Source organism: Algibacter aquimarinus (assembly GCF_039543265.1).
Lineage (GTDB): Bacteria > Bacteroidota > Bacteroidia > Flavobacteriales > Flavobacteriaceae > Algibacter_B > Algibacter_B aquimarinus.
In genome coordinates this window covers 78741-89999 of sequence record NZ_BAABJK010000004.1, presented here as the reverse complement: position 1 = coordinate 89999, position 11259 = coordinate 78741, and the positions used below count along the sequence as shown (strand labels likewise).

Below are 11259 nucleotides of genomic sequence, written 5' to 3'. Positions count from 1 at the left end.
ATAAATTAGTTTTCTGTGTAACAAAATTGATATAGGGTCGTCGTAATATCAAACAGCATAAATAAAGCTATTTTAAACCAAAGCCAACCAAAAATGACTCAAACGGAGTTTTTAAATATTGTAATGCCTTTTAAAGATAAAGTGTTTCGTTTAGCAAAACGATTACTGGTATCTACTGAAGAAGCTGAAGATGCTACGCAAGAGGTATTATTAAAGCTGTGGAATAATAAAACGAAGATACAAGAGTATAAAAATATAGAGGCGTTTTCTATGACAATGACAAAGAATTTTTGTTTTGATAAGTTAAAATCGAAACAAGCACAAAATTTAAAAATTGTACATAGTAATTATGAAGAAAAAGGAACACCGTTACAAAAACAAGTTGAATTAAATGATAGTGTAAACTGGGTATCTAAAATAATTGAAGATTTACCAGAGCAACAAAAAATGATAATTCAACTAAGAGATATAGAAGAATATGATTTTGATGAGATTGCAAAAATGCTGAATATGAACAATACAGCGGTACGCGTAAACTTATCAAGGGCAAGAAAAACAATAAGAGAAAAATTAACTAATACACATAATTATGGTATTAAATAATATAGAAAAATTACTAGAGAAGTACGATAACGGAGAAACATCGCTTAAAGAAGAGCAAGTGTTAAAAAACTATTTTAAAAATGACACAGTTGCACCACATTTAGAAATGTATAAACCCATGTTTGACTATTTTTTGGTAAACCAACAAGAACAATTTACTAAAGACGTTCCATTAAAAACTAAACGAACTTTTAATTACAAATGGATTTCTGTCGCAGCCGTAGCTGTTCTTATGTTAGGTTTTTATTTTGGAACTTCAATAGGTGCCAATGAATTAGGCACATATGAAGACCCACAATTAGCTTTCAACGATTTTTCGAAATCTATGGAAATGATTTCAAGTCATTTTAACAAAGGTACGTCTACCGTAAGTTACTTAAACGAAGTAAATAAAGGAACGTCGGCACTAGGTTACCTAAATGAAATTGAAAACACAACAAGTATAATTTTTAAAACAAAGTAATTAAATAATGCAACCCTTAAAAACAAGTAAAATGAAAAATAGATTATTAGTATTCGTAATGGCAATAATGTTAATGCCACTAACAGGTATGGCTCAAAAAGATGTTTTTGAAAAGTATAGTGATAATTCTGATGTAACTTTTGTCTCCATCAAGCCAAAAATGTTTCAAATGATAGCAAAAATGGGCATCGATATAGATGATGCTGAAGCAAAAGCATACATGGATATGGTTAAAAGTATAACGAGTTTTAAAACCATAATTACCGATAAGGCTGAAATATCTTCAGATCTAACAAAATGGGTAAAGTCTCGTTCTAGTTCTTTGGAAGAATTAATGGAAGTAAAAGATGATGGTACCGAAGTAAAGTTTTATGTAAAAGAAGGTAAAGATGCAGACCATGTAAAAGAACTTTTAATTTTCGTAAATGGTGTTGGTAATGTTATGAATGAGAAAATTGAAATTAATGGAAAAGAGCGTAAAATAGAAACTGTTCTAGTATCACTTACAGGAGATATAGATTTAAACGAAATATCTAAATTAACGTCTCAAATGAATATTCCAGGAGGAGAGCATTTAGATAAAAAGAAATAATAATTCATCTATAATCATGAAACGAACAATCAACCATATAGTAGCTTTATCACTTATAGTATTAATTACGGTAAGTTGTAGTAGTGGAGCAAGTTTACAACGTTATTTTGTAGATAATCAGGAAACTAAAAACTTTATTTCGCAAGATATTCCGTTATCAATGATAGAAATAGATAAGTCTGCTTTTTCTGAAGAACAAAAAGAAGCTTATAATTCTGTTAGTAAATTAAATTTTTTAGGATACAAAGCTGATGAAAATAGCGCTGAGGAATTTAAAGCAGAAATAGAAACTGTAAAGGCTATTTTAAGTGATAGTAAGTATAAAGACTTAATGGAATTTAGCGATAAAGGCAATAAAATTTCTGTGAAGTATATAGGTGATGATGATGAGGCTGATGAAGTTATACTTTTTGGAAGCTCTAAAGATATGGGTTTTGCTGTTGTTCGTATATTAGGAAACGATATGAGTCCTGATAAAATGGTAACATTAGTAAGTGCTATGCAAACTGCTAATGTTGATGAAAATCAAATTCAAGATATTATGAATTTCTTTAAGTAAATTTATAGTTATATGTTAAAAAAGGTTTACCGATTAGGTAAACCTTTTTTATTTACTGTAGTTTTATTTATCCTTTTCTTCCTCTGTATCTGGTTTCTTTCTATTGATAAAAAGATTAATAATAATAGTGAGGAAGATAAGCGTTAGAATAGTAAGAAGTATAAAGTTATCTAAAATATCAAGCAAACCGCCAGCAAAAAGACCAAAGGTCATTAAGCCACAAAGAGAAAGCGATTGTTTATCGTTTAACATATTAAAAATTAAATACCTGTATAGTTGCTAGGTGTAATACGTTTTAATTCTTCTTTTATTGTGTCAGCCACTTCTAAAGTATCAATAAAATTAGAAATTGAAGTTTGATTTATTTTTTCGTTAGTTCGTGTTAAACCTTTTAAAGCTTCATAAGGATTTGGGTATGCCTCACGACGTAAAATGGTTTGAATAGCTTCTGCAACAACAGCCCAGTTATTTTCTAAATCTGCTGCAAATTTAGCTTCATTTAGCAAAAGCTTGTCTAAACCTTTTAAAGTAGATTTAAAGCCAATTAAAGTATGCCCAAACGGAACACCAACGTTACGTAAAACTGTGCTATCTGTTAAATCTCGTTGTAATCTTGAAATAGGTAGTTTAGCTGAAAGGTGTTCTAAAATAGCATTTGCAATACCTAAATTTCCTTCAGAATTTTCAAAATCAATAGGATTTACTTTGTGTGGCATTGCAGAACTTCCAACTTCACCAGCTTTAATTTTTTGTTTAAAATAATCCATAGAAACATACGTCCAAATGTCACGATCTAAATCAATAACAATGGTGTTAATACGTTTTAAAGTATCAAACAATGCAGCCATATGGTCGTAATGTTCTATTTGAGTTGTTGGAAAAGAGTGTTGTAAACCTAGTTTTTCTTGAACAAATTGACTTCCAAAAGCTTTCCAGTCAATACTTGGATAAGCCACATGATGTGCATTAAAATTACCCGTTGCACCGCCAAATTTTGCAGCGCTTGGTATATCATTTAATAAATTAAATTGTTCTTCTAAACGTACTACAAAAACTTCAATTTCTTTGCCAAGTCGAGTAGGAGAAGCAGGTTGCCCATGTGTACGAGCTAGCATTGAAATTTGTGCCCAATCTTTTGATAGGTTTTTTAATTTTTCTAAAACCTTAAAATATTCTGGAACATAAACATTGTTCATTGCTTCTTTAATACTTAAAGGAATGGCAGTATTGTTTATATCTTGCGACGTTAATCCAAAGTGAATAAACTCTTTATATTTAGTTAAATTAAGTTTGTCAAATTCTTCTTTTATAAAATACTCAACAGCTTTAACATCGTGGTTAGTAACACGCTCTATTTTTTTAATAGCTAAAGCATCTTCAGATGAAAAATCTTTATAAATGGCTTTTAAATCATCAAAAATAGCATTGTCAATATCTGATAATTGAGGTAATGGAATTTCACATAGTGCAATAAAATATTCTATTTCTACCAAAACACGGTATTTAATAAGTGCTTCTTCAGAAAAATAGGGTGCTAATTCGTTTACTTTACTTCTATATCTTCCGTCAATTGGAGAGATAGCATTTAGTGGAGATAATGACATTTTTGTGTTCTTTTTTTAGAAGTTGCAAAGATAGAAAAGAAAGTTAGAAGAACGAATTGTAGAACAATAAGTTATTTCTTGTTTTTCTTTATTTTATGTAATATTCGCTTAGCTCTTGCTTTAAATCCTGCACTTTGTTTCTGGAAGTCTTGTTCTAGAATTAGTGCGAGTTCATCATGTATCCAACCGTTATCTTTTCCAAGTAAAAAAAGGGTTTGCATCGAGTAAGCTTTTGGAGCCACCTTTTGGTCGCTTATCATCCAATCAAAACAAGCTTCTACAATTAATTCTCTATGACTCGGAGAAAGTGCTTTTTGGAGAGTATTTGGTGTTTTCGAATAATAGGTAGTGGCAATAAGTTCGCAAACTTTAGCAACGGGTCTAACGGCAGAATCTAAATGTATGCTTTTTAAATGAGTAGTAAAATGGTCTAAATAAGGAATAATAGCATAAATATATTTGGTACAAACAAATTCAAAAACCCAAGCTGCTCTGCACGATACTTTATCATCAACCATAAAAAGAATATCAATAAGTTTAGGAAATAAAGTCATGTCGTTTAACACCATATTCGCATATCGCAACCGGTTTTCTCGTAAAGCGCTTATGTTACTAATTTCTTTATATAATTGTTCTGAAGTCATTTTATATTTTACTACTTTTAAGCTTCTAAAATACTATTTAAAAACGTAAATTTCTAAACATGAAAATAATAAAAAAGATACTATTGTTATTATTAGTTGTATTTATAATTGCCCAGTTTTTCGGACCTGAAAAAAATGACGGTGATTTAGCTTCAATTGATGCCTTTATAGCAGAAACCAATCCGCCTGAAGACGTAAAACTTATTTTAAAAGAAACCTGTTATGATTGCCATAGCGATTTTACCAGATATCCTTGGTACAATAATATTACACCAGTAAATTATTGGTTAGCTGACCATATAAAGCATGGAAAAAAGCATTTTAACGTATCAAAATGGGAAGGGAACTCAATAAAACGAAAAGACCATAAATTTGAAGAACTTATTGAAATGGTTGAAGAGAAAGAAATGCCTTTAAATTCTTATACATGGACACACTCTGAGGCAAAACTTACTGATGATCAAATAAAAGCAGTTGTAGATTGGGCTAAAATGGTTCGACTAAAGTATGGTTTAGAGCCAAAACCAGAGTAGTAAAAAACAAATGCATAAGCATGTATTAATTATTGGTTTTGTTTGGCCAGAGCCAAAAAGTTCTGCTGCTGGTAGTAGAATGATGCAATTAATTGAAGCTTTTAAAAGACACAATTATCAAATTACTTTTGCTTCAGCTTGTGCTAAAACCAATAATGCTTTTAATCTAGAAACTATAGGTGTTTCTCAAAAAAACATAGCATTAAATAGTTCTACTTTTGATGATTTTGTTAAGGTATTAAATCCTGAAATTGTAATCTTCGATCGTTTTATGACCGAAGAACAATTTGGCTGGCGCGTTGCAGAGCATTGTCCAAATGCATTACGTTTTTTAGATACTGAAGATTTACATTGCTTAAGAAGAGGCAGACAACAAGCCTTTAAAGACGGTAAATCTTTTGATAAAACGTATTTATTTAATGAAACCGCAAAACGAGAAATAGCGAGTATTTATAGAAGCGATTTAAGTTTAATTATTTCTGAAGTTGAAATGGAAATTCTAAAAAACGATTTTAAAATAGATGAATCACTTTTATTGTATTTGCCTTTTATGCTTGAGCCGATTTCAGAGAATAAGAAAAGCTTACTTCCAGATTTTGAATATAGAAATCATTTTATAACTATTGGTAATTTTTTTCATGAACCTAATTATAATGCGGTTTTATATTTAAAGGAAACTATTTGGCCGTTAATTAGAAAACAATTACCAAAAGCAGAGCTACATATTTTTGGTGCTTATGCAACACAAAAAATTAATCAGTTGCACAATGAAAAACAAGGTTTTTTAATTAGAGGCTTTGCTGAAAACGTAAATGATGTAATGCAAAACGCTAGAGTGTGTTTAGCACCTTTAAGATTTGGAGCAGGTTTAAAAGGTAAATTGGTTGATGCTATGCAAAACGGAACACCTTGTGTTATGACTTCAATAGCATCAGAAGGTATGTTTGGAGATATGGATGCTAGTGGTTTTATTGATGATGATCCAGAATTATTTGCTAAAAAGGCTATTGAATTGTACGAAAATAAAAACCTATGGAAACAAATACAAAGTAAAGGTTACGAGGTAATCAATAAGCGTTTTGATAAAACAAATTTTCAAAAGGTACTGCTAAAACATATAGAATTAACAATTCAAGAACTCAGTAAAAACAGACTAAATAATTTTACTGGTCGAATGCTTCAACATCATCAATTACAAAGCACTAAGTTTATGAGTAAATGGATAGAGGAGAAGCATAAAAACAATTCATAGCACTTGATTTAGTAATATAATTAAAATGTCAAATCTTTGGATATCATTTAGCTCTCGCCGAATTATATGAAAATAATTAGAACAAATTTTCAAAACCCGGAGTTTATAAAACTTATAGAACTATTAAATTTAGATCTTGCTAAGAGAGACGGTGAAAATCATCCTTTATCTCAGTTTAATGATGCTACTAACTTAAATTATGTTGTTTTAGTATTCAAAAAAGGCGAAGCTATTGGTTGTGGAGCCATTTCTGAATACCATGATAATTCTATGGAGATTAAAAGAATGTATGTATCTCCAGAAGCAAGAGGTCAAAGAGCTGGAGAAAAGATTTTATTAGAATTAGAAAACTGGTCTAGAGAATTAGAAAAATCAAAATGCTTACTTTTTATGGGTTCAAATCAACCTGAAGCAAGTAAACTTTATCAAAGGAATGGTTATTTTTTTATTGAGAATTATGGTAAACTAAAAGATATACCAGATAGTATTTGTTTAGCAAAAGATTTATAATAAGAAAGACGAAAATAACTTAATTTTCGTCTTCAGGTTTGATAAATTCAGAATGATATTTTTCTAAAAATTTCTTCTGTCTGTCAATCATTTGTTGTTCTATTTTATCAATATTCATAAAGTCTTTTCCAAAATCACTTCCAAAAAAATCATCATTAAAAAATCGTTTACTAAAAAGAGAATCTTCAGAAAACATATCTTCAAATCCTTGGTTCTTAAAACTTGAAAAGTTTGTAAAAAATCTTGACTTTAAAGTTTGCATCAAACTATCTCTTTCTATAGACGAAAGATGATTCAACTTATTAGAAGAAGACCAAGAATAAATACTATCATATCTGATTAAATTTCCATTTTCATCAAATTCTTTATTTACTTCCCAGTTGCCTTTAGGTTTTTCAACTATATTTTCTTTTGTTTCTGTTTTTTTTATTTCATTTTTTTGACCATTACAACTAACACTTAAAAAAACTGTCATAAATAATAGAATATACTTTTTCATTTTTTTTAAATTTAGAATTATACATATTTTGACAAAACAATAAGTACTATTATTTAGGATGAGGCCAAATATTAGCCTCATCCTCAAAACTTAACTATAAAATGAAATCTAGTTATGAAATTTTAATTGTTCTTGCAGGCTTTTGTTTAGCCTCTTCTTTTTTAGGTAAGTGAATATTTAAAATACCTTCATTATAACTTGCCTTTATTTTGTCTTCATCTACAGTTTCTGGTAAGCTAAAGGTTCTTTTAAACGAAGAATATCCAAACTCTCTACGAGTGTAATTTTCGTCACTATGCTCGTTTTCATTTTTGGTCTCAGTTGAGATAGATAAAGTTTGATTATCTAAGTCAATATGAAAGTCTGATTTTTTAAGACCCGGTACTGCCATTTCAACTATAAAGGCATCAGCTGTCTCTTTAATATTTACTTTTGGTAAAGTAATTCCAGTATTAAAATTTGAGGTGAATACGGAAGGAAGGTCTCTATTAAACATTTCATCTATCCAGTTAGACCAACTCGGGAAGCTTGCATTTGAATTCGTGTTTGCTAAACTTCCGTTTTTAGGAACATTTACTAAATTGCTCATAATTACAAAATTTTAAATTAAACATTATTTCAAATTTGAAACCTTAATGATTTCATTTATTAAGTAGCAAATAAAATACCAAAAGAGGTGAAGCTGTATTTTTCTATTTGTGTTTGTGAAATTTAGGAGTGAAAATGTCAAATATTCAGAGTTGTTATCATTTTTTTTGTCAAATAAATGTCAAATTGACATTTTAATTACCTGACGTTCACTCTCTTATTCAAAACTTAAATCTAGTTACTCAAGCAATCATTTATATAACATCTCAACAACTTTGCTAACTCCAACCGTAGCAGGTTCGACAATAACAGTTAAACTAGCTTTACTGTCAATACTAGGTTTGGGATCTATAAAATAAGTAGGGGTGTTTTGTGGTACATAATGCATCAAACTAGCTGCTGGATAAACTTGCATAGAAGTACCAATTATTATTAAAATATCGGCAGTTTCACAAATTGTAACTGCTTTTTCAATCATGGGCACATCTTCACCAAACCAAACAATATGCGGACGGAGTTGATATCCTTTTTCACATGTATCACCTAAAACCAGATCGGTTTCCCAATGTTTTATATCATTATCATTATACGTGCTTCTAACTTTTAACAATTCACCATGCAAATGAATTACATTATTGCTTCCTGCACGTTCATGCAAATCATCTACATTTTGTGTAACAATACTTACTTTAAAAGCGTCTTCTAATTTGGCTAAATCTACATGTGCTTTATTAGGCTTAACTTCAAAAAGCTGACGTCGTCTTTGGTTATAAAAATCTAAAACCAATTCTGGGTTTGCTTTAAATCCCTCAGGAGTAGCCACTTCCATAACATCATGACCTTCCCATAAACCATTAGCATCTCTAAATGTTTTAATGCCACTTTCGGCACTCATACCAGCTCCAGTAAGTACTACAATGTGTTTCATACTATAAAAATAGACATTATTTGTCATTCCAGTAAAGGCAGGAATCCACTCATTTTTATTAAATTAGATTTTTAGCATTATTATGACCGACCTAAAGCTTCTTGAACACCTTGAAACTTATCTTACAGAACATAGAAAACAACGTTTTGAGAACGTATTATCTCAACGTACAAAACATTTTACAGTAGCCACAGAAGATGTTTATCAATTGCACAATACAAGTGCTGTTATACGAAGCTGTGATGTTTTTGGGATACAAGAAGTAAATATTGTTGAAGAGCAAAACTCTAAGCGTATAGATAGAGAAATTGCTATGGGGTCTCAAAAATGGGTAGATTTAAATAGGTACAAAACTGTACATGATTGTATTAATGATTTAAAAGAGAAAGGTTACCAAATTGTTGCTACCACACCACATACTAACGATACACTTTTACATGAATTTGATGTTACTAAAAAATCTTGCTTTTTCTTTGGGCGAGAAACTGAAGGGCTCTCAAAAGAAGTTTTAGATGCTGCCGATTGCTATTTAAAAATACCAATGGTAGGCTTTACCGAGAGTTTAAATATTTCTGTTTCTGCCGCCATTATTTTACAACATGTAACCACTAAATTAAAACAAACAGATATTGATTGGCAACTTACTGAAATTGAAAAGCAAGAAAAACGCTTTGATTGGATTAAGAAAACTATAAAGAGTTATGATGATATTGTAAACCGCTATTACAATAATAAATAGCTAACACAAAAAAAAGTGTATTTAATCCTTTAATAAGTTGCCGTTATTTTTTTTATATGTGTTTAGGATAACTAAAAAATCTTTACTGTAATTAATTACTCTATCTAAGAGTAAAAACTCATTTTTATCTAGCAGTAGTTTATCATCTATATTTTGAACCTCGCAATATTCAAAAAACAATGGAATATTAATTTCGGGTATTTCTAAATCATTAACTAATAATTTTTTATTAAATAATTTATGTTTTGAGAATAAAGAATCTAAAGACTTATATGTAATGGTTTTTGTTGCAATATTTTTCTTTTTTTTCTTTTTAAAAAGTTTAGCAATACCAGAGAAAATCTGGACGAAGTCCAAACCATAATTTGGTGTTGCTCCATACAAATAAGGTCGATTTTTTATGTCGTTTTGTATTTGTAATGCTAAGTTTTGGGTATACTTTTCTTCACTAAATTCTTTATTTTCTAATGTTTTTGTTAAAAGAACTTCATCTAGGTCGTTAATTATCTTTTTTAATTCTATTACGATGGTGATTTCAAAATCTTTACTAGAAACTTCTATTGTTTTTTCTTCATGAAATAGAGAAGTAAATACCAGGGAATCATTTATAGAAGCGGGAATATTAAAATTTCCCGTTTCATCGGTATAAGTAAAAATGTTTTTAGTTTTATTATTGATTTTTGCTCCTTTTATGTTGGTCTCAGCGTCATAAACTTTACCTGAAATATTTTGAGACAATATTATAGAAGGAAAAAATAGTGAAACAAATATAAGTCTGTGCATGTTTTAGTCAAGCAATTACATTACAATCAAATTAAAGGTATTTTAAAATATTTGCGTTTGGCTTTAGGAGATTTTAACAGCTGCTTTAATAAACAATTAACTTTTTATTCAATAAAAAAAGAGGCTAAACAGCCTCTTTTTTTAAAGTATATACTTGATGTTTTTTTAAATTTTTCTGCTTCTACCTCGACTTAATACTTTATACTCTTCATAGCATTCGCTAATAGCGTCAAGTATTTGTAAATCGTTTGCAGTTTGTATAAAACCTTTTGAATAGTTGCACTGACTCACAATTTCATCTAAATCTACTCGATCCACTTGAAGTAAAACGGTTAGCATTTCTCTATCAAATCGACCAGATAAAAGATTCCTAATTTCATCATCTTCTTTCATCTTTTTAAGCTTACGTAATTCGTTTGGCTTTTTTCCAAACATACGATGTAAAAAGTCGGCAGGATTAAAAATAGAACCTATAATTTTACTTACTGTTCCTGGTGCTCCAGCCTCATAGCCTGCATTTTGCAAACCAGAAATACTATAACGGTAATTGTTATTTATTATTGGTACTTGTTTTATGTCAACTTCTAAATATCCAGTAAGTTTTAGTTGGTTTACAACAACTTCTTCCAGAGCTAATGCCAATTCGGTTAATTCAATTTTAGAACTTCCAAATTTTAACCAATCATTAGTAACCCTAACTTTTAGTGATTTAAACCCTAAATATGAAAAGTGAAGCGTATCATTTGCTTTTGCATAAATTTCAAACTCACCTTTTTTATTGGTAGTTGTACCTATAACTTGATTAAGGTTAACAATATTAACGCTCTCTAAAGGCTCTCCGTTTGATGAATTAACGACAACCCCAATTACTCTATCTTCTTCTTGTGCTAAACAAAAAGTAGAGCTAAGTAAAAATATAAAAAGGAGTATGCTATTCTTCATTCTCTTTTAAACAACGCTTA

At 29.8% G+C, this 11259-nt stretch carries 16 protein-coding genes; 8 read left to right on the top strand and 8 right to left on the bottom strand.

Going from position 1 to position 11259, the window contains the following annotated elements; genetic code table 11:
- Positions 1-93 precede the first annotated feature (93 nt).
- The 4 genes from ABD939_RS03210 to ABD939_RS03195 are packed head-to-tail and all read left to right on the top strand — an operon-like array spanning position 94 to position 2217.
- Positions 94-603, top strand: coding sequence for an RNA polymerase sigma factor (locus ABD939_RS03210; protein WP_345164457.1), 510 nt, complete (start codon positions 94-96; stop codon positions 601-603).
- Positions 590-1066, top strand: a complete 477-nt coding sequence (locus tag ABD939_RS03205; RefSeq protein WP_345164455.1) for a hypothetical protein — start codon at positions 590-592, stop codon at positions 1064-1066. Before ABD939_RS03210 ends, ABD939_RS03205 begins: the two co-directional genes overlap by 14 nt.
- Before the next feature lie 31 nt (positions 1067-1097).
- Positions 1098-1658: a DUF4252 domain-containing protein gene (locus ABD939_RS03200; protein ID WP_345164453.1), complete on the top strand. Its 561-nt coding sequence runs from the start codon at positions 1098-1100 to the stop codon at positions 1656-1658.
- Positions 1659-1674: 16 nt separating this feature from the next.
- Positions 1675-2217, top strand: a complete 543-nt coding sequence (locus ABD939_RS03195) for a DUF4252 domain-containing protein (RefSeq protein ID WP_345164451.1) — start codon at positions 1675-1677, stop codon at positions 2215-2217.
- A gap of 63 nt (positions 2218-2280) precedes the next feature.
- On the opposite strand, the gene ABD939_RS03190 is transcribed toward ABD939_RS03195, so the two are convergent.
- The 3 genes from ABD939_RS03190 to ABD939_RS03180 form a co-directional block, all read right to left on the bottom strand.
- The gene (locus ABD939_RS03190) at positions 2281-2469 is read right to left on the bottom strand and encodes a hypothetical protein (RefSeq protein ID WP_345164449.1); all 189 of its coding nucleotides are present in this window, start codon (positions 2467-2469) and stop codon (positions 2281-2283) included.
- An 8-nt stretch (positions 2470-2477) separates the two neighbouring features.
- A complete protein-coding gene (gene purB / locus ABD939_RS03185; protein WP_345164447.1) occupies positions 2478-3821 on the bottom strand; it encodes an adenylosuccinate lyase in 1344 nt (447 codons plus the stop codon).
- A 71-nt stretch (positions 3822-3892) separates the two neighbouring features.
- Positions 3893-4465: an adenylosuccinate lyase gene (locus ABD939_RS03180; protein ID WP_345164445.1), complete on the bottom strand. Its 573-nt coding sequence runs from the start codon at positions 4463-4465 to the stop codon at positions 3893-3895.
- Positions 4466-4524: 59 nt separating this feature from the next.
- Here ABD939_RS03180 and ABD939_RS03175 point away from each other — a divergent pair, with 59 nt between their 5' ends.
- From ABD939_RS03175 to ABD939_RS03165, 3 genes are all read left to right on the top strand, one after another.
- Positions 4525-4998 (top strand): heme-binding domain-containing protein, encoded by a 474-nt coding sequence (locus tag ABD939_RS03175; RefSeq protein ID WP_345164443.1) that lies wholly within the window; start codon positions 4525-4527, stop codon positions 4996-4998.
- Positions 4999-5008: 10 nt separating this feature from the next.
- Entirely contained in the window at positions 5009-6250 is a 1242-nt protein-coding gene (locus ABD939_RS03170; RefSeq protein ID WP_345164440.1) for a glycosyltransferase family 4 protein, read from the top strand.
- A gap of 66 nt (positions 6251-6316) precedes the next feature.
- On the top strand, positions 6317-6760 hold the full coding sequence (locus ABD939_RS03165) for a GNAT family N-acetyltransferase (RefSeq protein ID WP_345164438.1): 444 nt from the start codon (positions 6317-6319) through the stop codon (positions 6758-6760).
- Between the two features lie 19 nt (positions 6761-6779).
- Here ABD939_RS03165 and ABD939_RS03160 read toward each other — a convergent pair whose 3' ends face one another.
- The 3 genes from ABD939_RS03160 to ABD939_RS03150 form a co-directional block, all read right to left on the bottom strand.
- Positions 6780-7259, bottom strand: coding sequence for a hypothetical protein (locus ABD939_RS03160; RefSeq protein ID WP_345164435.1), 480 nt, complete (start codon positions 7257-7259; stop codon positions 6780-6782).
- A 112-nt stretch (positions 7260-7371) separates the two neighbouring features.
- Positions 7372-7848, bottom strand: coding sequence for an Hsp20/alpha crystallin family protein (locus ABD939_RS03155; protein WP_345164433.1), 477 nt, complete (start codon positions 7846-7848; stop codon positions 7372-7374).
- Between the two features lie 249 nt (positions 7849-8097).
- Positions 8098-8775, bottom strand: a complete 678-nt coding sequence (locus ABD939_RS03150) for an SIR2 family NAD-dependent protein deacylase (RefSeq protein WP_345164431.1) — start codon at positions 8773-8775, stop codon at positions 8098-8100.
- An 82-nt stretch (positions 8776-8857) separates the two neighbouring features.
- Between ABD939_RS03150 and ABD939_RS03145 the strand changes: the two genes are divergently transcribed.
- Positions 8858-9514 (top strand): TrmH family RNA methyltransferase, encoded by a 657-nt coding sequence (locus ABD939_RS03145; RefSeq protein ID WP_345164429.1) that lies wholly within the window; start codon positions 8858-8860, stop codon positions 9512-9514.
- 21 nt (positions 9515-9535) lie between these two features.
- Here the strand turns inward: ABD939_RS03145 and ABD939_RS03140 are convergent, their stop codons facing one another.
- Positions 9536-10297 (bottom strand): carboxypeptidase-like regulatory domain-containing protein, encoded by a 762-nt coding sequence (locus tag ABD939_RS03140; RefSeq protein ID WP_345164427.1) that lies wholly within the window; start codon positions 10295-10297, stop codon positions 9536-9538.
- Between the two features lie 165 nt (positions 10298-10462).
- Complete coding sequence (locus tag ABD939_RS03135) at positions 10463-11239, bottom strand: carboxypeptidase-like regulatory domain-containing protein (RefSeq protein ID WP_345164425.1); 777 nt, start codon at positions 11237-11239, stop codon at positions 10463-10465.
- Between the last annotated feature and the right edge of the window lie 20 nt (positions 11240-11259).